Genomic DNA, 23,449 nt, shown 5'->3' with positions numbered 1-23,449 from the left:
GCGCATGGGAGCCATGCGCGCAGCGGGACTCAACGCTTGTCTTCGACCTTCCACTTGCCGCCGTCGAAGAATGCACGCCAGCCGGTCGGCTTGCCATCCACCTCCGACTGCACGTACTGCTCCTTGGTCTTGCGGCTGAAACGGATGACAGCCGGGCGGCCATCCGGATCTTTTACCGGTGCACTGAGCAGGAAGTGATACTTGGGATCCAGCTCATCCTTGTGCGGAATCAGCTCCAGCACCAGCGGCGCACGGGTCTCGCGATTCTTCGGGAACTGGCTGGCAGCCAGGAAGAGACCCGAGGCACCATCCCGCAGCACATAGGTGTCGTCCACCTTCTCGCACTTGAGCTCCGGCATCTTGATCGGGTCGATCTTCGGCGGCGCGGCCTCACCGTTCTTGAGCAGCTTGCGGGTGTTCTTGCAGCTGGAATTGGTGCAACCGAAGAACTTGCCGAAACGGCCGGTCTTCAGCTGCATCTCGCTGCCGCACTTGTCGCACTCAAGGCTCGGGCCTTCGTAGCCCTTGATGCGGTACTGGCCCTGCTCGATCTCGTAGCCCGCGCAATCCGGGTTGTTGCCGCAGATGTGCAGCTTGCGACTTTCGTCCAGCAAGTAGGCGTCCATCGCCGTGGAGCAGATCGGGCAGCGGTGCTTGCCACGCAGCACACGGGATTCGGACTCACCCTCGTCATCCGCGGCGATCTCGTCGCCCGGCACGAGATTGATGGTGGCCTTGCAGCGCTCCTTCGGCGGCAGCGCATAGCCCGAGCATCCCAGGAAGACGCCCGTGGAGGCTGTACGGATCATCATCGGGCGGCCGCACTCACGGCACGGAATGTCGGTCAGGGTCGGCTGGTTGGCACGCATGCCACTGTCGCTGCCCTCGGCCAGCTCCAGCTTCTTGCGGAAATCACCGTAGAACTCGTCCAGCAGGTTCTTCCAGTCGCGCTCGCCCTGGGCGACGTCGTCCAGATTCTCTTCCATGCCGGCGGTGAAGCCGTAGTCCATCAGGTTGGCGAAGCTTTCATTGAGGCGCTCGGTGACGATGTCGCCCATCTTCTCGGAGTAGAAGCGGCGGTTGTGCACCGTAACGTAGCCACGCTCCTGGATGGTGGAGATGATCGCCGCATAGGTGGACGGACGGCCAATGCCACGCTTTTCCAGCTCCTTGACCAGGCTGGCCTCGGAGAAGCGCGCCGGCGGCTTGGTGAAGTGCTGGCTGGGATCGAGCTTGATCAGCTTGAGTGCCTCGCCTTCCTTCATGTCGGGCAGTACGTCGTCCTCGCCCGGCTTGCTCTGCTGCGGCAGCACACGGGTATAGCCGTCGAACTTGAGGATGCGGCCCTTGGCACGCAGCTCGAAGTTGCCCGCCGCCACGCTGACGCTGGTGGACAGGTACTCGGCAGGCGGCATCTGGCAGGCCACGAACTGGCGCCAAATCAGGTCGTACAGGCGCTCGGCATCACGCTCCATGCCCGACAGCTGGGTCGGCTTGAGGTTGACGTCGGACGGGCGGATGGCTTCGTGAGCCTCCTGGGCGCCTTCCTTGCTCGAATAGAAGTTCGGCTTGGCCGGCAGGTACTTTTCACCGAACTCGCCCTCGATGAAGCCACGCACCATGGTGATGGCGTCGGCAGAGAGGTTGGTCGAGTCGGTACGCATATAGGTGATGTAGCCCGCCTCGTAGAGACGCTGAGCCATCATCATGGTCTTCTTCACCCCGAAGCCCAGGCGGTTGCTCGCGGCCTGCTGCAGGGTGGAGGTGATGAACGGCGCGGAGGGACGGCTGGAAGTGGGCTTGTCCTCGCGCTTCTGCACGCTGTAGCTGGAGGCCTTGAGCTTCTCCAGCGCGGCCATGGCCTGGGCCTCGTTCAGCGGCTTGAAGGCCGCGCCGTTCTCCTTGGCCACCTCGAAGCGCACATTGGCGCCCTTGGCGGTGCCCAGGTCGGCATGAACCTCCCAGTATTCCTCGGGGACGAAGGCGCGGATCTCGCGCTCACGCTCCACCACCAGCTTCACCGCCACCGACTGCACGCGACCGGCGGACAGGCCACGGGCGATCTTCTGCCACAACAGCGGCGAGACCATGTAGCCCACCACGCGGTCGAGGAAGCGACGCGCCTGCTGGGCGTTGACGCGGTTGATGTCCAGCTCGCCGGGCTGGGAGAAGGCCTCCTGGATGGCCTTCTTGGTGATCTCGTTGAACACCACGCGCTTGTAGCGGCTGTCGTCACCACCGATGGATTCCCGCAGGTGCCAGGCGATGGCTTCCCCTTCGCGGTCCAAGTCGGTTGCGAGGTAGATGGTGTCGGCATCCTTGGCCAGGCGGCGCAGTTCGTCGATCACCTTTTCCTTGCCGGGCAGGATCTCGTACTTGGCCTTCCAGCCGTGCTCGGGGTCGACCCCCATGCGCGCGAACAGCTGGCGCTTGGCCTTCTCCTTCGGCGAAAGGGCCGGCGCTTCGGCTGCTGCGGCCTTGCCGCGCTTGACCGGCTCCTTGGTGGCACTTGCCGAACCGCTGGTGGGCAGGTCACGGATGTGGCCGATGCTCGACTTCACCACGTACTGGTTGCCCAGGTACTTGTTGATGGTCTTGGCCTTGGCCGGGGATTCCACGATGACCAGCGATTTGCCCATGGATCGGAAAGTTCCTAAATTCGAGAGATAGATAAACAAAGGCGGGAGCCGCCCCAGGCGGCACCGCTATATATAGTGGCGAAGGAGACAAGGTCAAGTTCGCCGGGGCCGGCGAGTCGACTCAGCGGCGTGGATAGGGATCCGACTCGGCAGTCACAAGAGAAAAGCGCGCAATCTGTTCGCCTTCCACCGTCACCGTGCCGGTGAACATCTCCAGCGGACGCACCCAGAGCCCATGTTCGCCGTAGAGCGCCTGGTACACCACCAGCTCCTCTTCGCTCTCCGAGTGCCGAGCGGTTCCGATCACGCGGTACTGCTGCCCCTTGTAGTGGCGATAGAGTCCCGGTTGTACGCTCATGTTCCCCTCAGTGCTCGGTCGACGGCTTGCCAAGGTGCGCATGGTGCCCACTCCGACGGGATATGGCCAGCCTTGGTGAGAAATTGGCGGAAACGAAAACCGGGGCACGAGGCCCCGGTCTTGTCCAGCTTCAGGCTCAGACGCGCTCGAAGATGGTGGTGATGCCCTGGCCGAGGCCCACGCACATGGTGGCCACGCCCAGCTTGCCGTCGTTCTGCTTCATCACGTTCAGCAGGGTGCCGGAGATACGCGCACCGGAGCAGCCGAACGGGTGACCCAGGGCGATGGCGCCGCCGTGCAGGTTGACCTTCTCTTCCATCTTGTCGAGCACCTTCAGGTCCTTCAGCACGGGCAGGGCCTGGGCAGCGAAGGCTTCGTTGAGCTCGATGAAATCGATGTCAGCCATGTTCAGGCCGGCACGCTTGAGTGCTTTCTGGGTGGACGGCACCGGGCCGTAACCCATGATCGCCGGGTCGACGCCCGCGACCGCCATGGCACGAACCACAGCCATGGGCTCGATGCCCAGGTCCTTGGCGCGCTGGGCGCTCATCACGATCATGCAGGACGCACCGTCGGTGATCTGCGACGACGTACCGGCAGTCACGGTACCGCCCTTCGGGTTGAACGCCGGCTTCAGGGAAGCCAGGCCTTCAAGGGTGGTTTCCGGACGGATGGTTTCGTCGAAGTCGAACACCTTCAGGAAGCCATTCTCGTCATAGCCTTCCATCGGGATGATCTCGTCCTTGAACTTGCCTTCCACAGTGGCCTTGTGGGCCAGCTGGTGGGAGCGCACGCCGAACTGGTCCTGGGCCTCGCGGGTGATGCCGTGCATCTTGCCCAGCATCTCAGCGGTCAGGCCCATCATCCCGGACGCCTTGGCAGCGTACAGGGACAGGTGCGGGTTCGGGTCGACGCCGTGCATCATGCCGACGTGGCCCATGTGCTCCACGCCGCCGATGACGAACACATCGCCGTTGCCGGTCTGGATGGCCTGCACGGCAGTGTGCAGGGCGCTCATGGAGGAACCGCACAGGCGGCTGACGGTCTGGCCAGCGCTGGTGTGGGGGATCTGGGTCATCAGCGACGCCATGCGCGCAATGTTCCAGCCCTGCTCCAGGGTCTGGTTCACGCAGCCCCAGATCACGTCTTCCACTTCAGCCGGGTCAACCTTGGGGTTGCGCTCCAGCAGCTTGCTGATCAGGTGGGCCGACATGGTCTCGGCACGGGTGTTGCGGTGCATGCCACCCTTGGAACGACCCATCGGGGTGCGGCCGAAGTCGACAATGACCGCGTCTCTCGGATTCAGGCTCATATTTCTTCTCTCGCTCTGTTCGCTGCGCGATTAACCGAAAAACTTCTGGCCCTTGGCGGCCATCTCACGAAGCTTGGCGGTCGGGTGGTACAGGGCGCCCAGGTCGGCATACTTGTCGGCCAGGGCGACGAACTCGGCTACACCGATGGAATCGATGTAACGCAGCGCACCACCACGGAAGGGGGGGAAGCCGATGCCGTAGATCAGACCCATGTCGGCCTCGGCTGCGGTTTCGACGATGCCGTCTTCCAGGCAGCGAACGGTTTCCAGGCACAGCGGGATCATCATGAAGTTGATGATGTCCTCATCGGTCAGCTCGCGCTGTTCCTTGATGATCGGCTTGAGGATCTCGTAGGCCTCGGGGTCCTGGACCTTCTTCGGCTTGCCGCGCTTGTCCATTTCGTAGGCGTAGAAGCCCTTGCCGTTCTTCTGGCCCAGGCGGTTGGCTTCGTACATCACGTCGACGGCGGTCTTGCCCTCGACCGCCATGCGGTCCGGGAAACCTTCTGCCATCACGTCACGGCCGTGGTGGCCGGTGTCGATGCCGACCACGTCGGACAGGTAGGCCGGGCCCATGGGCCAGCCGAACTTCTCCATGATCTTGTCGATGCGGACGAAGTCCACGCCGAACTCCAGCAGCTTGGCGAAGCCACCGAAGTACGGGAACAGCACGCGGTTCACCAGGAAGCCGGGGCAGTCATTCACCACGATGGGGTTCTTGCCCATCTTCTTGGCGTAGGCAACGGTGGTGGCCACGGCCACTTCGCTGGACTTCTCGCCACGGATGACCTCGACCAGCGGCATCATGTGCACCGGGTTGAAGAAGTGCATGCCGACGAAGTTCTCGGGGCGCTTCAGGGCCTGGGCCAGGTAGCTGATGGAGATGGTGGAGGTGTTGGACGCGATGATCGCGTTGTCCTTCACATGGCCTTCCACCTCGGCCAGCACGGCGTGCTTGACCTTCGGGTTCTCGACCACAGCCTCGACCACGATGTCGACATGGGCGAAGTCACCGTAGGACATGGTCGGACGGATGGCGTTCAGCGCCTCGGCCATCTTGGCCGGGGTCATGCGGCCTTTCTCGACGCGCTTGCCGAGCAGCTTGGACGCCTCGTTCAGGCCCATCTGGATACCCTCTTCGCGGATATCCTTCATCAGGATCGGAGTGCCCTTGGAAGCGGACTGGTAGGCGATGCCGCCACCCATGATGCCGGCGCCGAGTACGGCGGCCAGTTTCACGTCCTGGGCGATCTCGTCGTGCTTCTTGGCCTTCTTCTTCAGTTCCTGGTCGTTCAGGAACAGACCGATCAGGCTCTCGGCAACCGAGGTCTTGGCCAGCTTGACGAAGCCGGCGGCCTCGACTTCCAGCGCCTTGTCACGGCCGAAGTTGGCAGCTTTCTGGATGGTCTTGATCGCTTCGACCGGCGCCGGGTAGTTCGGGCCGGCCTGGCCAGCCACGAAGCCCTTGGCGGTCTCGAAGGCCATCATCTGCTCGATGGCGTTCAGCTTGATCTTTTCCAGCTTGGGCTGGCGCTTGGCCTTGTAGTCCAGCTCGCCGGCGATGGCGCGCTTGACCAGATCCAGGGCACCTTCCTTCAGCTTGGCCGGAGCGACCACGGCGTCGACGGCACCCACTTTCAGGGCGTCGGCGGCCTTGTTCTCCTTGCCGGAGGCGATCCACTCGATGGCGTTGTCCACACCGATAAGGCGCGGCAGGCGCACGGTGCCGCCGAAGCCCGGGTAGATGCCCAGCTTGACTTCAGGCAGGCCGATCTTGGCGGTTTCGCTCATCACGCGGTAGTCGGCGGAGAGGCACATCTCCAGGCCGCCACCCAGGGCGATGCCGTTGATGGCGACGACGGTGGGTACGGCCAGGTCTTCGAAATCGCTGAAGATCTTGTTGGCTTCGAGGTTGCCGGCCACCAGCTCTTCGTCGGGCAGCTTGAAGTTGTCGACGAACTCGGTGATGTCAGCGCCGACGATGAACACGTCCTTGCCGCTGGTGACGATGACGCCCTTGACCGAAGCGTCTGCCTTGATGGCGTCGACGGCCTGGCGCAGTTCGTTCAGGGTAAGACGGTTGAACTTGTTGACGGACTCACCCTTGAGATCGAACTGCAGTTCGACGATGCCGCCCTCAAGAGCCTTAACCGTGATGGCTTTACCTTCGTAAATCATCAACTGATCTCCACGGTATGGAAGCTGAACAGTACACATCGGAGCCAACCGGCGAACCGGCCCTGGGCTGGGCCCTGGGTCAAGTCCGATTCGGTCCGGCACACCCACCGACGCGATATCGGGTCGTGGTCATTGGAGCGCGCCCACCAGGCAAACGCTCAATTCATACGCCCGTTTGATTTGGGTGCGCACACATTCACGGAAAAGTCCTCCGTTGTCAATTGCGCTTCGTGACTGCCCGGCCACGCCCAAACCGCTCTGTAACCGGCGCTTCAAGCGATGCGGCAGGCTGCCGAAACCACTATGCACGGAGCTTATGTCATTGCATCAGAAAGTCGATGGAAGGCCACTCCGGCAGCTGCCGGAGCACGCTAGCCAAAGGCCAGCCATGAAGAGTAGAGTCCCGTGGCACGGCCGGGACAGGCCGAATAAAAACAACAAACACGCCCCCAGGGGCACACGGAGTAGCACCATGACGAGCCGCACGCTTGCCGTACTGCTAGGCACCCTCCTTTCCTTCTTCTGCCTGGTTTCCCCGAGCCAGGCGGCCGACCCCGGCACCACCCTCCTCAAGCTCCACCAGATGCGCCTGGCCGCCCTGAAAAGCCTGGGCGACTTCTACATGTACAACGGCATGGAAGGCGACCAGCGCTACGCCCGGATGATCGACGAGTCCGTGCAGGAAGCCGATGCGCGCATGAAGGAACTCAAGGACATCCAGGGCGACGCTTCGAAGGCCCTGCACACCCAGCTGCAACAGCAGTGGAAGGACTATTCCAGTGAACTCGGCGGCCTGGTCACCGCCCTGCGCACCAAGGGTTTCACCGACCTGCAGCCCGTCGCCGACATGACGGCGCGCAACCAGAAGCTGATCGCACTGGCCGGCGAGCTCTATGACCGCATCCAGCAGGAGAGCAACTTCGTCGTCCCCCCGCTGACCCAGCAAAGCCGCCAGCAGAGCCTGCTGATGCAGACCATCGCCGTCGACTACGCCTCGCGCAGTGCGTCCGTGGGTGCGTCTTTCTTCGGCGGTGGTGAGGGCAAGGCCATCGACGAACTGGCCAGGGACTTTGCCGGTCAGCTCACCGCACTGGCACAGCAGCCCAGGAACACTCCGCAGATCAGCCAGGCGCTGACCAGCATCGGCACCAAGTGGCGCTACATCGAGCGCTCGCTGCAGAACTACAACGAGAACAGCGTGCCGTTCCTCATCAACAAGTACTCGGACAGCATCATCGAAGGCCTCGAAGGCGTGTCCGCCCAGTACGCCACGGCCCAGCTCTGAGCCGCCCTGCTCGCTGCGCGTCAGTCGATGGCGCGCAGCACCTCGGCGATACGCTGGAGGTCCTCCGCCGTACCCCGCTCGCCCCAGTAAAGCGCCACCATCTGCGGCGTGGTCTCGATCTTGTAGACATCGGCAGGCAACCCCGCGAAACACCCGAGCAATACAGGGTCTTCCAACGGCTCGCGCCACTGGTTGACCCACTGCCCGGGTGCCACCTGCCAATAGGTCCATGCACCCTCGGCCCCACGGCGGCGGGCACGGTGGAACTGTGCACAGGAGGGCGGCGGCTCCACTGGCAGCCAGTGCGGCCACTCCTGCCGCGCCAACTGCATCGCCAGCCCCATGCGTCGGGCCTGCATGCGCAGGTCCATGCGCCCGCGCTGCCCCTTAGAAGGCAGCAGCCAGACCAGCGGACTGAGCACAGCGAGCAGGAGAAACACCACCAACCACAGGGTCATAACTGCATTCCCATGATGAAAATCATGCCGGCGCGCCCCCATGGCGGCCATACTTCATGCCAGGTGCAACCTTAAGGAGGAGTCACCCCATGCCCTACCAGCACATCCTGGTCGCCATCGACCTTACCGACGAATGCCACCCCGTCGTGCGCCGCGCGCAGGCCCTGGCTCAAGCCTCCCAGGCCCGGCTGTCCCTGGTGCACATCGTCGAGCCCATGGCCATGGCCTTCGGCGGCGATGTCCCCATGGACCTCTCCATGCTGCAGCAGCAGCAGTTCGAACAGGCCCGCGAGCGCCTCGACGGCTTTGCCGGCCTCTACCCCGAGATCAGCGCCGAGCAACGCCACCTGACCTACGGCCAGCCCCGCCAGGAGATCCACCGGCTGGCCGAAGAACAGGGCTGCGACCTGATCGTGGTCGGCAGCCATGGCCGCCACGGCCTGGCCCTGCTGCTGGGCTCCACCGCCAACGACGTCCTCCACGGCGCGCCTTGCGATGTGCTCGCGGTGCGTCTCAACAAATCAGAGAAATAACGCGGCTGCCGACGAAGGCCTACATGAAGCCTTCGTCGGCACTCATCACCAGGGGACGGATCTTCTGCAGCTGCGTTTCCAGCGAGTAGGTCATGCTGGACGCCATGGAGAAAAAGGTCAGGAAGGCCTTGAGGTTCGAATCCCCCTCGCACACGTCATGGATGCGCTGCCAGAACGCCTGGTTCACCAGCTGCAATTGCTGGAACAGCCTCACCAGCCCCTTCAGCTCCCAGTCGGCATGTCGCCCTTCGCGCATGTTGAAGTATTGCCGCGCCAGGTAGAGCGACACCGCCCTCAGGATGAACTCCTGGTTGCTGGCGAACGGCAGGTGCTGCTGGGCCATCGGCTTGAGGCGCCCCAGGACCGGGCAGGCGCTGGAGGCCATGATCACCCCCAGCAGCGCCCGCAAGCCCTCTTCCAGACCGACGTGCTTGGTGTACTCGCGCTCCGGCGTGCGCACCATGAACACCGCCTTCTTGAAGGCCGGCAGGCCGTGGAAGTCCTCGATTACCCGGTGCAGGTCGACGGCTGCCGGGCAATGGCTGAAGCGATCACGTGAGAGCGGGCAATTGCTGCACTGGTTGAAATCCAGGCGCGTCCACTTCGGCGCCGTCGCCGCGCGCTCCTGGTCATATTCCCGGTCCAGCTCGATGCGATAGCTGAACTCGTGTTCATCGTCCAGCGTGATGCGGTACTCGACAGCCATGGGCTCTCCGACTCAAACAGACATCAATCTTCCAGTTCGGCCCAGCGCTCCAGCAGGCGGTCCAGTTCCTGCTGCTGCTGCTCGAAACGCTCCAGCACCGCGCGGGTCTGCTCTGCGGGGCGCTGGTAGAACGCCGGGTCGGAAATCTCCTGCTGGACGGCCTCCATCTCGGCCTCCAGGGCCTCGATCTGCCCGGGAAGGGCTTCGAGCTCACGCTGCAATTTGTAGCTGAGTTTCTTCTTCGGCGCCTCGCCGGCCGGCTTGTCGGCCGCCTGCGCAGGTGCCTCGGCGACGGCCGGCGATTCGGCACGGGGCTCGGCCTTGGCGCTGCGCCCCTCGCCCACACCCAGCAGGCGTGGCGAACCACCCTGGCGCAGCCAGTCCTGGTAGCCACCGACGTACTCGCGCACCCGGCCTTCACCCTCGAACACCAGGGTGCTGGTCACCACGTTGTCGAGGAAGGCCCGGTCGTGGCTGACCATCAGCACGGTGCCCGGGAACTCCAGCAGCACCTCTTCAAGCAGCTCCAGGGTTTCCACGTCGAGGTCGTTGGTCGGTTCGTCCAGCACCAGCAGGTTGGCCGGCTTGCTGAACAGCTTGGCCAGCAACAGGCGCGCACGCTCGCCGCCGGACAGTGCCTTGACCGGCGTACGCGCACGCTGCGGGCTGAAGAGGAAATCGCCGAGGTAGCTGAGGACATGGCGGTTCTGTCCGCCCACGGTAATGAACTCGCGCCCTTCGGCGAGGTTGTCGATCACCGTTTTCTCCGGCTCCAGTGCGTGGCGCAACTGGTCGAAGTAGGCCACCTCCAGCTTGGTGCCGACCTCGATGCTGCCCTGGGTCGGCTGCAGGTCACCCAGCAGCAGCTTGAGCAGCGTGGTCTTGCCGGTGCCGTTGGCGCCCAGCAGGCCGATGCGGTCGCCACGCTGCAGCACCATGGAGAAGTCGCGGATCAGCAGCTCGCCGCCCGGGTGGGCGAAACCCACGTTCTCCACCACGATCACCTGCTTGCCGGACTTGTCCGCCGTCTCCAGCTGGAAGGTCGCGCGCCCCTGGCGCTCGCGGCGTTCGGCACGCTCCATGCGCATCGCCTTGAGCGCACGCACACGGCCCTCGTTACGGGTCCGCCGGGCCTTGATGCCCTGGCGGATCCACACCTCTTCCTGGGCCAGGCGCTTGTCGAACAGCGCGTTGGCGGTCTCTTCCGCCGCCAGCTGCTGCTCCTTGTGCACCAGGAAGCTGGCGTAGTCGCCGTTCCAGTCGATCAGGTTGCCGCGGTCCAGTTCGAGGATGCGGGTCGCCAGGTTCTGCAGGAAGGAACGGTCGTGGGTGATGAACAGCACCGCGCCACCGAAGCCCGACAGGGCCTCTTCCAGCCAGGCGATGGCACCGATGTCCAGGTGGTTGGTGGGCTCGTCCAGCAGCAGCAGGTCCGGTTCGGAAACCAGCGCCTGGGCCAGCAGCACGCGGCGGCGCCAGCCACCGGAGAGTTCCGCCAGGGTCTTGTCCGCCGGCAGCTGCAGGCGGCTCAGAGTGCTGTCCACCAGCTGCTGCAGGCGCCAGCCATCCTTCGCCTCCAGCTCCTGCTGGACATGGGTCAGGCGCTCCAGGTCGTGCTCGTCGCGGATGTTCTGGCTCAGGTGGTGGTACTGGGCCAGCAACTCGCCAACGCCAGCCAGGCCCTCGGCCACCACGTCGAACACCGTGCGCTCGTCGGCACGGGGCAGCTCCTGGGGCAGTTCACCGATCTTCAGCGCCGGAGCCCGCCAGATCTCGCCGTCGTCCGCGTGCTGCTCGCCCTTCACCAGGCGCAGCATGCTGGACTTGCCGGTGCCGTTGCGGCCGATCACGCAGACCCGCTCGCCCCGGGCGATCTGCCACGACACCTTGTCCAGCAACGGCATGGCGCCATAGGCAAGGGAAACATCGCTGAACTTGAGCAGGGTCATGGGGGCCTCCGAAAGATGGGCGCGCATTCTACCCCGATTGGTCATCGCCACGGCCGCCATTTTTTCATCATGTTTCCCCCCTCCGACGAGACTCCACCTGCACCCGGCAAACGGCTAAGCTACGCACCTCCGGTGGCCCCGTGGCCGTCGCCCACTACGTTTTCTCTACCCGGAAGTGTCATGCGCGGTCGTCTGCTCAGCCTGTTCTCCTGCCTGCTTCTCACCACCCTCACGCTCGACGCGGCCCATGCGGTGCCCCTCGCCCAGCAGCGGCAGATGTACGACGAGGCCAAGCGCGCCCTGGCCAAGGGCGACAGCGGCCCGTACAAGCGCTACGCCAGCGCGCTGGCCGACTACCCGCTGGAGCCGCACCTGGCCTATGACGAGCTGACCGCCCGCCTGAAATGGGCCAGCAACGAGGAAATCGAGAAGTTCCTCGCCGAGCATGGCGACCTGCCCCAGTCCAACTGGATGCGCCTGCGCTGGCTGCGCTGGCTCGCCGAGCGCGGCGACTGGAAGACCTTCGTCAACCACTACGACCCCAAGATGAACTTCACCGAGCTGGACTGCCTCTACGGCCAGTACCAGCTCAAGCACGGCCTCAAGGCCGAAGGCCACAAGACCGCCGAGAAGCTCTGGCTGGTGGGCAAGTCCCAGCCCGAGGCCTGCGATGTGCTGTTCGAACTCTGGCGCGCCGACGGCCAGATGACCGAACAGATGCGCTGGCGTCGCGCCAAGCTGGCGGCCGAAGCCCGTAACTACGGCCTGGCCAGCTTCCTGGCCAAGAGCCTGCCGAGCCTGTCCACCCAGGGCAAATTGCTGGTGGACGTCGCCCAGAACCCGCAACTGCTCAGCCAGACCGCCCGCTTCAGCCCCGCCGACCGCGCCATGGCCGACGTGGTCGGGCTCGGCCTGCGCCGCCTGGCCCGCCAGGACCCGGACAAGGCCACCACCCTGCTGGACGCCTACGCCGCCCGCATGCCCTTCTCCAGCGACGAAAAGGTCGCCATCGCCCGGGAGATCGGCCTGGCACTGGCCAAGCGCTTCGACGCCCGCGCCCTGCAGCTGATGACCCAGTACGACCCCAAGCTGCGCGACGACACCGTCAGCGAATGGCGCGCGCGCCTGCTGCTGCGCCTGGGCCGCTGGCAGGACGCCTACCAGCTGACCCGGCAGATGCCGCCATCGCTGGCCAGCACCAACCGCTGGCGCTACTGGCAGGCCCGCAGCCTGCAGCTGGCACAGCCGCAGAGTGCAGAAGCCACCCGCCTCATGCAGCCTCTGGCCCGCGAGCGTGACTTCTACGGTTTCCTCGCCGCCGACCGCATCCAGGTGCCGTACCAGCTCAACAACAAGCCGATGGCCATCGATCCCAAGGTGATGCAGAAGGTGCGCAACACCGCCGGCATCCGCCGGGCCATGGAGTTCCATGACCGCGGCGAGATCGTCGACGGCCGCCGCGAGTGGTACTACGTCAGCCGCCTGTTCAGCCGCGAGGAACTGGTCGCCCAGGCCAAGCTCGCCTACGACATGGAGTGGTACTTCCCGGCCATCCGCACCATCAGCCAGGCCCAGTACTGGGACGACCTGGACATCCGCTTCCCCATGGCCCACCGCAGCACCCTCACCCAGCAGGCCAAGGTGCGCGGGCTGCATTCCAGCTGGGTGTTCGCCATCACCCGCCAGGAAAGCGCCTTCATGGCCGACGCCCGCTCCGGCGTGGGCGCCATGGGCCTGATGCAGCTGATGCCCGGCACCGCCAAGGAGACCGCGCGCAAGTTCGGCATCCCCCTCGCCTCGCCCCAGCAGGCGCTCAACCCGGACGTGAACATCCAGCTCGGTGCCGCCTACCTGAGCCAGGTGCACGGCCAGTTCAACGGCAACCGCGTACTCGCCTCCGCTGCCTATAACGCCGGCCCCGGCCGTGTGCGCCAGTGGCTCAAGGGCGCCAACCACCTGGCCTTCGACGTCTGGGTGGAGAGCATCCCCTTCGACGAGACCCGCCAGTACGTGCAGAACGTCCTGTCCTACTCGGTCATCTACGGCAAGAAGCTCAACGCCCCGCAGCCCCTGGTTGACTGGCACGAGCGCTTCTTCGACGACCAGTGATCCCCTCCTGAAACAAGACGGGCGCCCATCGGCGCCCGTCTCGTTTCATCGTCCTGCTGCAGCGGGGTCAGCCCCTCACTTCCAGCACCTCCACCGCCATCCCCACCTCCAGGGTGCCGCTGCTGCGGTTGATCAGGTTCTGCCCGAAGAACACCTCGCCCTCCCGCTCCCGATAGGTCTTCAGGGTGGTCAGTGGTTCCCGGTCGGCACTGCGCTCGCCGGTGGCCGGGTCGATGGTGGTGAGGATGCAACGGCTGCAGCCCTTGGCAACGCTGAACTCCACGCCGCCGATGCGGATGCGCTTCCAGCTGTCCTCGGCATAGGGTTCGCTGCCCTCCACCACCAGGTTCGGGCGGAAGCGCAGCATCTCCAGCGGACGACCGACCCGGGCCGAGAGGTCATCGAGGGAGGCCTGGCCGATCAGCAGCAGCGGGTAGCCGTCGGCAAAGCCCACCTTCTCCTCCGGCAGCAGGCTGCCCGGAATGTCCCGGGCACGCTCGGCCGGCACGTGCACCAGGCGGCACGGCTTGCCGATGAAGCGGCTCAGCCACTCGGCCGCCTCGTCGCCGGCATCCGGCACCCGCATCGCATCGCTCCAGATCAGCGCGCTGCGCAGCTCCGCCTCGGCCCCCGGCAGGGGCACCTCCAGTTCCGGCAGGCCGGCGGCACGCAGGCTCAGGCCACCCGTGGCGTTCCAGCGGGCGCTGAGCTGGGACATCTGCGGCAGTGCACGTTGAGTGAGGAAGCGCCCGTTGCTGGCGTCCACCAGCATCCAGCGGCGATCACCGGCCAGGCCGAGGCCGTCCAGCTCGGCGCGCGCGAGGGGCTCGCCGATGGCGGATTTCATGGGGTAGCGATACAGGGCGGTGAGACGCAGCATGGGCCAGCTTCCATCAGGCGGTCGGAAGCGTCCCTTATACGGAATCGGCGACGGGCGGCCAAGCCCGTCGCCCGGCGGTCAGTTGCCCTTGCTCAGGCGGTCCGCCACCACGTCGACCAGCTTGTCGGGCTGGAACTTGGAGAGGAAGTTGTCGCAGCCCACCTTCTTCACCATGGCGTCGTTGAAGCTGCCGGACAGCGAGGTGTGCATCACCACATAGAGGTCACGCAGGCGCGGGTCGTTGCGGATCTCGGTGGTCAGGCGATAGCCGTCCATCTCCGGCATCTCGGCATCGGTGAAGATCATCAGCAGCTTGTCGGTCATCACCTCACCGGAATCCGCCCACTTCTTCAGCAGGTTGAGGGCCTTCAGGCCGTCACTGGCGGCATGGGTGCGGATGCCCAGCTGGGACAGCGTCTCGCGCAACTGGGTCAGGGCGACGTTGGAGTCGTCCACCAGCAGCACTTCGCGGCCACGGGCGCGCTCCAGCAGCGGGTTGCCCAGGCGCTCCTCCGAAACGCGGGTGCTCATGGGCACGATCTCGGCCAGCACCTTCTCCACGTCGATGATCTCGACGATCTGGTCCTCCACCTTGGTGATCGCCGTCAGGTAGTGCTGGCGGCCGGCCCCACCGGGCGGCGGCTGGATGGACTCCCAGTTGAGGTTGAGGATGCGGTCCACGCCCCCCACCAGGAAGGCCTGCACCGAGCGGTTGTACTCGGTGACGATGATGGTGCTGTTCTGGTCCGGCACCAGCGCGCGCATGCCGATGGCGCGGGACAGGTCGATCACCGGCAACGTATGGCCGCGCAGGTTGACCACGCCGCAGACGTAGGGATGGCGCTGGGGAATCAGGGTCAACTTGGGCAGTTGCAGGACTTCCTGCACCTTGAACACGTTGATGGCGAACAGCTGACGGCCCACCAGTCGGAACATGAGGATTTCCAGGCGGTTCTCACCCACCAGTTGGGTGCGCTGGTCGACTGTGTCGAGAATACCGGCCATTGCATGCTCCTGTAGAAAATTCCAGCCGGGCTGCGGCTGCTTCACCTTATCGGCAGGGTGATGGGATAACTGTAGCCGTCATGGCGGGGAGCCATCATGCACCACCCCGGCGCACCACACCAGAAGGCGGCTCACGGCACGGCAGCCTGTAGCAGCGGCGAACCCTCCGGCAGATGTAAGCGTAGTGCGTTACGGCGTGCACTGAAGCGAACCTGCCGACATTCCAGCGGCTCGCCGTCCAGATTCACATCCAGCCCCTCCGGCGCCTCCACCTCCACCCAGGGCAGACGGGCGGTCACCGACACCGCCTCCAGGCCGCGCATGCCGCCCGACAGCAGCGTCCCCAGGGTGCCCACCACGTCCTGCGGCGCCGGCACGATGCACAGGTCGAGCAGGCCGTCGTCCACCCGCGCACGGGGGCAGAGCACGTGCCCGCCGCCCGCCTGGCTGCCGTTGCCGATGCCCAGGGCGAGGAACTCCCCCTCCCAGGCGAAATCAGGCCCACGGAAGCGCCCGAAGGCCGCATGCACCTCCGAGAAGCGCGTCAGCCCGGTGAGCAGGTAGGCCGCCCCGCCGAGCACCTTCTTAAGGTCCTCCGAGGTGTTGGCCGTGACCTTGGAACCGAAGCCACCGGTCGCCATGTTGAGGAACAGCCGCCCGTCGGCTTCCCCCAGGTCGATGGCCCGGGCCGGCACGTCCAGCAGCGCCAGCGCCTCGCCGGGCACCAGCGGCACCCCGGCTGCGCGAGCGAAGTCGTTGGCGGTGCCCAGGGGCAGCAGGGCCAGGCTGGCGTCCTCGCCCGACAGGGCAATGGCCTCGGCCACGTCCCGCAGGGTGCCGTCGCCGCCCCCGGCCACCAGGGTCCGGTAGCCGGCCGCCAGGGCCTCGTCCACCAGCCGGCGGGCATCGCCGCCTTCCCAGGTCACCCGCACCGCCAGCTCCCAGCCCGCCTCACGGCGGGCCATCACCGCCGCGCGGACCTCTTCGTTCATGGCCTGCTTGCCATGCAGCACCAGCACCGCCTTGCGTTCAGTCATCAATCGCTCCACGCCGGGAATGGGCCCGAGTATAGGCACGCCCCCAGGGAAAAAGTGAAAAGGCCTGTCAGCCAAATCCAAAACAACCATCGAACACATCGATAGCTGGAACCCAGAAATCCCGCTTCTTCACCGCCTTCAGTCGATGGATCATGGCCACCATTGCACCGGGGAGCCCAACCCACCCCGGCCCGACAGGAGATTCCCATGATCGACGTACGCCCCTTCCAGCAACTCGGCGCCGCCCAGCATGGCTGGCTGAATGCCCGTCACCACTTCTCCTTCGCCGAGTACCACGACCCGGCGCGGATGAACTGGGGCCAGCTGCGGGTGTGGAACGACGACGAGATCGCCCCGCACTCCGGCTTCCCGCCGCACCCGCACCGGGACATGGAGATCATCACCTACGTCCGTGACGGCGCCATCACCCACCAGGACAACCTCGGCAACAAGGGCCGCACCGTGGCCGGCGACGTGCAGGTGATGAGCGCGGGCACCGGCATCGCCCACTCCGAATACAACCTGGAGGACGAGACCACCCGCATCTTTCAGATCTGGATCATGCCCACCGAGTTCGGTACGGCGCCGTCCTGGGGCACCCGACCGTTTCCCAAGGGGGAGCGCGCCGGCACCTTCGTCACCCTCGCCAGCGGTATCGACGAAGACAGCGATGCCCTGCACATCCGCGCCAATGCCCGGCTGGTAGCCGCCACGATCAAGGCCGGCCAGACCGCCGAGTACCACCTCGAACCCGGCCGCAAGGCCTACCTGGTGGCGGCCCAGGGTCGCTACGAAGTGAACGGCATCCCCGCCCAGGCCCGGGACGGCGTCGCCGTGAAGGATGAAACGCACCTGTCCTTCAGCGCCCAGGAAGACACCGAGATCGTGCTGGTGGACGTGGCCTGAGCCGAAGCAGAACGCCCTCGGTGGCAACCACCGGGGGCGTTCTGTTCAAGCCGTAGCCCGGGCTTCAGCCCGGGATCACGACATGCCCGAGCCCCGGTTCCATTCAGGCCGGGTAGCCGGTGATGTCGCGGATCTTCTGGTACAGCGGCTTCAGCTGCCGGTACATGTTCAGATACACCTCGCGGTACAGCTGCTCGTACACCCGCCGCGCCTCCGGGTTGGGCTGGAACACCTGCCCCACCCGCGTCATCGCCGCGATGGCCGTGGGGAAGTCCGGGTGCAGGCCCAGGCCCACCGCGCAGTCGATGGCCGCCCCCAGCCCCGAGGTCTCGAACACATGGGGCCGCTCCGCCGGCAGGCCGAAGATGTCCGCCGTCAACTGCATCGCCGCATCGCTCTGGGAGCCCCCGCCGGACACCCGCAGCCGGGTGATGCGCGTGCCGGAGCGCTTCTCGATGCGCTCCTTGCCCTGGCGCAGGGCGTAGGCCAGCCCTTCGAGGATGGCCCGGTAGATGTGCGCCCGGGTGTGCACGTCGCCGAAGCCGATGATCGACCCCTTCGCCTCCAGCCCCGGTTCACGGATGCCCGGGGACCAGTACGGCTGCAGCGTCAACCCCATGGAGCCGGGCGGCACGCCATTGACCAGCTCGTCGAACAGCGCCTCCGGCTCCACCCCCAGCTCCCGCGCCCGCTGCATTTCCCGCAGGCCGAACTCCTGCTTGAACCAGCTGACCATCCAGAACCCGCGGTAGATCATCACCTCGGTATTGAAGTGGTCCGGCACCGCCGCCGGGTACGGCGGGATCAGCGGAATCGTCTCCAGGTAGCGCTGGCGCGTGGTGTTGATGGTGGCCGTGGTGCCGTAGGAGAGGCAGGCCGTGTCCGGCGCCACCCCGCCCGAGCCCATCACCTCGCAGGCCTTGTCGGCAGCGGCGGCCACCAGCGGCAACCCCTCGGGGATGCCGGTCAGGCGGCTCGCCTCGGCGGTGATGCGCCCCAAAGTCTCGCCCGGCTTGCACAGGTCCGGCAGCTGCTCGCGGCGCACCGGCATCGCCTGCCACTTCCAGTCGCTCGGCTTGGCCCAGTCCAGGCGCTTGTAGTCGAACGGCAGGTAGGCCACCTGGCAGCCCACCGAATCCACGAAACGGCCGCACAGCCGGTGGGTCAGGAACCCCGACAGCAGCAGTACCTTGTGGGTCCGCGCCCACAGCTCCGGCTGGTTCTGCGCCACCCAGTTCACCTCCGCCTGGGTGCGGAAGTGGTCCACCGTCGGCTCCAGCCGCAGCAGGCGGAACAGCCAGCCCCAGGGGCCCTTGATGCGGCCCTCGGCCTCGGCGCGACGCTGGTCCAGCCAGATGATCGCCGGGCGCAGCGGCTGGCCCTGTTCGTCCACATGGATCACCGTGCCGCGCTGGGTGGTCAGGGCCACGCCACGGATCAGGCTGCGGTCGATGTCCACCGACGCCCACAGCAGGCGGCAGGCCTCGGCCAGGCTCGACCAGTAGTAGTCCGGATCCTGCTCGGCCCAGCCGGGCTGCTTGGAGTAGTAGGCCTCCAGCGGCACCTTGCCCTTGCCCACCAGGTTGCCCTGCAGGTCGAACAGCAGGGCACGCACGCTCTGGGTGCCGTTGTCGATGGCCAGCAGGTAGCTCGTTTCGCTCACGGTGACGTCCTTTCTTGTCGTTATGCGGGCAGGCTGTAGTACCGGCGCCACAGTGCCCGGTATGCCTGCTCCTCGTGCGCCCAGCGCGCATCGTCCCATTCCAGCAGCGGCTGGCACAGTGCGCGGATGCGCGGCAGGTACGCCTGGCCGCCCTCCGCCACCAGCAGGCCCAGACGCGTGCGGCGCAGCAGCAAGTCATCCAGGTGCAGCACCAGCTCGCCTTCGGCCGCCCAGGCCAGCTCGGCCCAGAGCACCTCGCTGCCGCCCACCCGCTCGCTCCCCAAGCGCTCCAGCCAGGGCGCCAGCCGCGCCAGTTCCGGGCCATGACGGCCCGCCAGGCGCCGCTGCAAACCCACGCCCACCGGCAGGGGCGGCAGCGGTGCCGGCGTGAACACCGCCGAACCGTGGTCCGCCACTTCGCGCCCGGTGAACGGCGCGCAGGCCTGCAGCACCTCCAGGGCCAGCAGGCGGAAGGTGGTGAGCTTGCCCCCGGCCAGGGTCACGCAGCCGGGCTCCGTCCACAGCGCGTGCTCGCGCTTCTCGTCGGAGGGCTTGCGCCCCTCGGCCCCATCGCTGACCACCGGCCGCACACCGGCCCAGGTGGAGAGCACGTCGGCGCGGCCGATGGCGGCATCCGGGAACTGCGCGGCGCAGGCGGCCAGCAGGTAGTCGACTTCCTCGGCGCTGATGGCTGCGTCTTCGGTCAGCCCCGCGCGGTGGTCCAGGTCGGTGGTACCCACCACGGTCGCGCCCTCCCAGGGGAAGACGAACACCGGGCGCCCGTCATCCGAGTGCATGAAGCTGATGGCATGGGCCAGCGGCAGGCGCCAGGCCGGCAACAACAGGTGGCTGCCCCGCAGCGGGCGGATGTGCTCCGGCCCCTCGCGACGGCGCAGCTCGTCTGCCCAGGCGCCGGTAGCCAGGGCCACGGCGCGGCTGCGAAACGCCAGCCGCCCGCCGCCCTCGGCGTCCTCCGCCACCAGGCCGGTCACCCGCCCCTGGTCGCGGGTCAGTTCCAGCACCCGCATCCCGTTGAGGGCTTCACCGCCCTCGCGCCGGGCCTCGGCCAACACCCGCATCACCAGGCGTGCATCATCCGTCACGGCATCGAAGAACTGGGTCCCGCCCTGCAGCCCCGCCTCGCTCAGCCCAGGGGCCAGGAAGCGCAGCTGCGGCAGCGGGTGGTAGCAGTGGTTGCGCACCCCGGCCAGAGCGTCGTACAGCGCCAGCAGCGTGCCGAACACCCGGGGACCGGGAAAGCCGCCGCGATGGGGCATCACGAAGCTCAGCGGGTCCACCAGGCCGGGCGCTTCCGCCAGCAGCCGCTGGCGCTCGCGCACCGAGTCGCGGGTGAGGCCGATCTGCCCCTTGGCGATGTAGCGCAGGCCGCCGTGGACCATCTTCGACGAGCGGCTGGAGGTGCCCCAGGCGAAGTCGCGCTGCTCCAGCAGCAGGCAGGACCAGCCCCGCCGCGCCGCCTCACGCAGGATGCCGGCCCCGGTGATGCCGCCGCCGACCACGATCAGGTCCCACTCCCGCGCAGCCAGCGCCGGCAGTGCGGCCGCCCGCCAGGCGGCGTTCCAGGTCTCCACGGCTCAGTCCTGCAGCAGCACGCCGGGCGCCAGGCGGCCGTCCGGGTCGAAGTGACGGGCCATGGCCTGCAGCGTGGCCATTCCGCGCACACCCTTTTCCAGCGGCAGCCAGGGCGCGTGGTCGCGGCCCACGCCGTGCTGGTGGCTGATGGTGCCGCGGTTGTGGGCGATCACCTCGCTCGCCGCGAACTTGAGGCGCTGCCAGCGGCCCAGGGCCGTCTCGTAGCTCGCACCAGGGCGGAACACGTAGGTGGTGTAGATGCTCGACCCCTCGCCGTAGACGTGGGACAGATGGGTGAACACGTGCACCCGCTCGCCCTCGTCCGCCAGGCCCTCGCGCAGGCTGGCCTCCACCTTGCCCATCAGGGCGTCGACGTTGGACCAGTCGGTGGCCGTCTCCAGGGTGTCCACCACGTAGCCGGCCTCCCACAGGGCGTGGCGCAGGTAGGGGAAGCGGAAGCGGTTCTCCGCCCACTTGCTGCCCAGCAGGGTGCCGGTGAACACCCCGCCAAACGGTTTCAGCAGCGCCTTGGCCTGGCGCAGCGAGGCGGCGTTCTGCACCCGCGAGCCGGTCACGCCGAAGGTCAGCATGCACTTGCCGGCGCGCGCCCCGCGGAAGGCCAGGTACTTCTCCAGCAGCGCGATGCGCTCCGGGTGCCCGGCCAGGGCCAGCTGGGTCTCGGTCTCGATGGCGTTGGACAGGCGCAGCATGGACAGCGGCACCCGCGCCTGGGCCAGGGTCCGCACCGCTTGCAGCGCCCGCGTCCAGTCCGGCAGGAACACCGCGTAGAAACGCTCCTGGTCGGCCAGGCGCGACACCCGCACCTTGACCTCAGAAATCACCCCGAAGCGCCCCTCGGAGCCCAGCACCAGCTCACGCAGGTCCGGCCCGGCCGCCGAGGCCGGGAAGGTCGGCAGCTCCAGCGGGCCGTCGAAGGTCTCCAGGGTGCCGCCGGCGAACAACTGCTCGATGCGCCCGTAGCGCAGCGACTGCTGGCCACTGGAGCGGCTGGCGACCCAGCCGCCGAGGGTGGACAGCTCCCAGGACTGCGGGAAGTGCCCCAGGGTGAAGCCCCGGGCGCGCAACTGGCTTTCCACCTGCGGGCCGTTGGCACCGGGGCCGAACGTGGCGATCTGGCTCGCCTCGTCCAGCTCCAGCAGGCGGCTCATGCGCGCCAGGGACAGGGTCAGCACCGGGCGGCTGGAGGCCTGGGGGTTGATGTGCCCGGCCACCGAGGTGCCGCCACCGTAGGGGATCAGCACCACGTCGTGCTGGGCCGCCCAGGCCATCAGTACGCGGATGTCCTGGGGGCTTTCGGGGAAGGCCACGCCGTCGGGGAACACCTCGAAGCGGCCTTCGCGCATCGCCAGCCAGTCCGGCAGGCTCTGGCCACGGGCGTGGCGCACCCGCACCTCCGCATCCTGGCTCACCAGCGGGTGCTCCGGCAGGCGCGAGGCCGGCACGCTGGCCAGCACCTGCTCCAGGGTGGCATCCGCCAGCACCTGCCCGGCGCCGACCCGCGCGCCCAGGAATTCGGCCCCATTGGCCGGCAGCTCCACCACGGTCGACTCGTCGCCCCAGCCGTTCCAGCGTCGCATCCCGTTCTCCTTGTCCTGGTTGTTTCGAAGGTTTTCGATGGCTGCCTATACTAGCCAGCCGCCCCGCAGCGTCACTGTCTGATCGGGACAGCGGCTATCGCCAATCAGGACAACCCAGAACAAGAAGAACCCATGCACGCGCTCGGCTATACCTCCGTTCCCGCCCTGCTGAAGTACCTGCGCCATGCCGACCACCTGGGCCTGGACCGCGACGCCGCCCTGCGCGCCGCCGGCCTGCAGCCCGAGGACCTCACCGACAACGGCCGGCGGATTCCCAGCGAGAGCCACGAACGCCTGCTGCAGCACCTGATCGAGGTGTCCGGCGACCCGCTGTTCGGCCTGCACTCCGCGCATTTCGTCCAGCCGGGCTCCTGGAGCGTGCTGGGCTACATCACCATGAACTGCGCCACCCTGGGCGAAGCCATGAGCCGCATCATTCCCTACGAGAAATTGGTGGGGGACATGGGCACCAGCCAGATCGAAGCCGGCGCGGACCATATCCGCCTGAGCTGGAACTGCCGCCACGAAGCCCCGGAGATCCGCCGGCACATGGTGGAGAACGTGCTCGCCTCCTGGCTGCTCTACGCCCGCTGGATCGCCGACATGGAGCGTTCGCCCCGCGAGGTCTGGTTCGAGCACGCGCTGCCAACGGGCACGCGCCAGGAGGACTACGAAGCGGTATTCGGCTGCCCGGTGCACTTCGAGCAGCCCTGCAGCGCCCTGCTGGTGCCCCTGGAATACCTCGCCGTGCCCCTGCGCCAGGCCGATGCCAACCTCCTGCGCACCCTGGAGGAACACGCCCTGGCGATGATGGCCGGGCTGGACCAGGACGAGCCGCTGCCGCAACGGGTGAAGAACGCCCTGCGCCTGCTGCTCAAGGACGGCCTGCCGCGCAAGGAGCGGGTGGCGGAGAAATTCCACATGACGGTGCGCACCCTGCAGCGCCACCTGCAGCAGGCCGGCACCAGCTACCAGCAGATCCTCGACGAACTGCGCCAGGAGCTGGCCGAGCACTACCTGCTGCGCAGCGACCTGGCGATCCAGGACATCGCCGCCTACCTCGGCTTCACCGAATCACGCTCGTTCCACCGCAGCTTCAAGGCCTGGACCGGCCAGACGCCCGGCGAATACCGGGAGGCCAAGCGCCAGGGCTGAGCGCTCCATCCCGGACTGAAGTCCGGGCTACAAAAGCCCCTACAAGCACCACCCCGTAGCCTGGGCTTCAGCCCAGGGGCTCTTC

18 protein-coding genes are annotated in these 23,449 nt (G+C 66.8%); 5 read left to right on the top strand and 13 right to left on the bottom strand.

Annotation, left to right across the window (positions count from 1 at the left end):
• Positions 1–29: 29 nt before the first annotated feature.
• The 4 genes from topA to fadB form a co-directional block, all read right to left on the bottom strand.
• On the bottom strand, positions 30–2,639 hold the full coding sequence (topA, locus tag BM198_RS06175; protein WP_074968601.1) for a type I DNA topoisomerase: 2,610 nt from the start codon (positions 2,637–2,639) through the stop codon (positions 30–32).
• 121 nt (positions 2,640–2,760) lie between these two features.
• A complete protein-coding gene (locus BM198_RS06170; protein WP_044405062.1) occupies positions 2,761–2,997 on the bottom strand; it encodes a DUF1653 domain-containing protein in 237 nt (78 codons plus the stop codon).
• A gap of 136 nt (positions 2,998–3,133) precedes the next feature.
• Complete coding sequence (gene fadA, locus BM198_RS06165; RefSeq protein ID WP_074968599.1) at positions 3,134–4,309, bottom strand: acetyl-CoA C-acyltransferase FadA; 1,176 nt, start codon at positions 4,307–4,309, stop codon at positions 3,134–3,136.
• Positions 4,310–4,339: 30 nt separating this feature from the next.
• Positions 4,340–6,487 carry a fatty acid oxidation complex subunit alpha FadB gene (gene fadB / locus BM198_RS06160; RefSeq protein ID WP_044405068.1) on the bottom strand — a complete coding sequence of 716 codons (2,148 nt, stop codon included), beginning with the start codon at positions 6,485–6,487 and terminating at the stop codon, positions 4,340–4,342.
• Positions 6,488–6,959: 472 nt separating this feature from the next.
• Here fadB and BM198_RS06155 point away from each other — a divergent pair, with 472 nt between their 5' ends.
• Positions 6,960–7,772, top strand: coding sequence for a hypothetical protein (locus tag BM198_RS06155; RefSeq protein ID WP_074968597.1), 813 nt, complete (start codon positions 6,960–6,962; stop codon positions 7,770–7,772).
• Between the two features lie 20 nt (positions 7,773–7,792).
• Here BM198_RS06155 and BM198_RS06150 read toward each other — a convergent pair whose 3' ends face one another.
• Entirely contained in the window at positions 7,793–8,230 is a 438-nt protein-coding gene (locus BM198_RS06150) for a hypothetical protein (RefSeq protein ID WP_044405075.1), read from the bottom strand.
• 89 nt (positions 8,231–8,319) lie between these two features.
• Between BM198_RS06150 and BM198_RS06145 the strand changes: the two genes are divergently transcribed.
• Entirely contained in the window at positions 8,320–8,763 is a 444-nt protein-coding gene (locus BM198_RS06145) for a universal stress protein (protein ID WP_044405078.1), read from the top strand.
• A gap of 19 nt (positions 8,764–8,782) precedes the next feature.
• Here BM198_RS06145 and BM198_RS06140 read toward each other — a convergent pair whose 3' ends face one another.
• Positions 8,783–9,469 carry a DUF6901 family protein gene (locus BM198_RS06140; RefSeq protein ID WP_044405081.1) on the bottom strand — a complete coding sequence of 229 codons (687 nt, stop codon included), beginning with the start codon at positions 9,467–9,469 and terminating at the stop codon, positions 8,783–8,785.
• Positions 9,470–9,492: 23 nt separating this feature from the next.
• A complete protein-coding gene (locus BM198_RS06135) occupies positions 9,493–11,418 on the bottom strand; it encodes an ATP-binding cassette domain-containing protein (RefSeq protein WP_074968595.1) in 1,926 nt (641 codons plus the stop codon).
• A 180-nt stretch (positions 11,419–11,598) separates the two neighbouring features.
• Here BM198_RS06135 and BM198_RS06130 point away from each other — a divergent pair, with 180 nt between their 5' ends.
• A complete protein-coding gene (locus tag BM198_RS06130) occupies positions 11,599–13,527 on the top strand; it encodes a transglycosylase SLT domain-containing protein (protein ID WP_074968593.1) in 1,929 nt (642 codons plus the stop codon).
• Between the two features lie 67 nt (positions 13,528–13,594).
• On the opposite strand, the gene BM198_RS06125 is transcribed toward BM198_RS06130, so the two are convergent.
• The 3 genes from BM198_RS06125 to yegS all read right to left on the bottom strand — a co-directional run bounded on the left by BM198_RS06125 (position 13,595) and on the right by yegS (position 16,449).
• The gene (locus BM198_RS06125; protein WP_074968590.1) at positions 13,595–14,407 is read right to left on the bottom strand and encodes an MOSC domain-containing protein; all 813 of its coding nucleotides are present in this window, start codon (positions 14,405–14,407) and stop codon (positions 13,595–13,597) included.
• Positions 14,408–14,485: 78 nt separating this feature from the next.
• Positions 14,486–15,412 carry a chemotaxis protein CheV gene (locus BM198_RS06120; RefSeq protein ID WP_044405093.1) on the bottom strand — a complete coding sequence of 309 codons (927 nt, stop codon included), beginning with the start codon at positions 15,410–15,412 and terminating at the stop codon, positions 14,486–14,488.
• 131 nt (positions 15,413–15,543) lie between these two features.
• On the bottom strand, positions 15,544–16,449 hold the full coding sequence (yegS, locus tag BM198_RS06115; RefSeq protein WP_074968589.1) for a lipid kinase YegS: 906 nt from the start codon (positions 16,447–16,449) through the stop codon (positions 15,544–15,546).
• Between the two features lie 207 nt (positions 16,450–16,656).
• On the opposite strand from yegS, the gene BM198_RS06110 reads away from it, so the two are divergent.
• Positions 16,657–17,355 carry a pirin family protein gene (locus tag BM198_RS06110; protein ID WP_074968587.1) on the top strand — a complete coding sequence of 233 codons (699 nt, stop codon included), beginning with the start codon at positions 16,657–16,659 and terminating at the stop codon, positions 17,353–17,355.
• Between the two features lie 103 nt (positions 17,356–17,458).
• On the opposite strand, the gene BM198_RS06105 is transcribed toward BM198_RS06110, so the two are convergent.
• Genes BM198_RS06105 through BM198_RS06095 form a run of 3 tightly spaced genes read right to left on the bottom strand, consistent with a single transcriptional unit; the run spans position 17,459 to position 22,209 of the window.
• Positions 17,459–19,018 (bottom strand): FGGY-family carbohydrate kinase, encoded by a 1,560-nt coding sequence (locus BM198_RS06105; RefSeq protein WP_044405102.1) that lies wholly within the window; start codon positions 19,016–19,018, stop codon positions 17,459–17,461.
• 20 nt (positions 19,019–19,038) lie between these two features.
• The gene (locus BM198_RS06100) at positions 19,039–20,610 is read right to left on the bottom strand and encodes a glycerol-3-phosphate dehydrogenase/oxidase (protein WP_074968585.1); all 1,572 of its coding nucleotides are present in this window, start codon (positions 20,608–20,610) and stop codon (positions 19,039–19,041) included.
• 3 nt (positions 20,611–20,613) lie between these two features.
• Positions 20,614–22,209, bottom strand: coding sequence for an FAD-binding oxidoreductase (locus tag BM198_RS06095; RefSeq protein ID WP_074968583.1), 1,596 nt, complete (start codon positions 22,207–22,209; stop codon positions 20,614–20,616).
• Between the two features lie 132 nt (positions 22,210–22,341).
• On the opposite strand from BM198_RS06095, the gene gliR reads away from it, so the two are divergent.
• Positions 22,342–23,364, top strand: coding sequence for an AraC family transcriptional regulator GliR (gene gliR, locus BM198_RS06090; RefSeq protein ID WP_074968581.1), 1,023 nt, complete (start codon positions 22,342–22,344; stop codon positions 23,362–23,364).
• Positions 23,365–23,449 lie beyond the last annotated feature (85 nt).

Source organism: Metapseudomonas otitidis, from assembly GCF_900111835.1.
GTDB classification, from domain to species: domain Bacteria; phylum Pseudomonadota; class Gammaproteobacteria; order Pseudomonadales; family Pseudomonadaceae; genus Metapseudomonas; species Metapseudomonas otitidis.
This window is presented reverse-complemented; position numbering and strand designations above follow the sequence as displayed.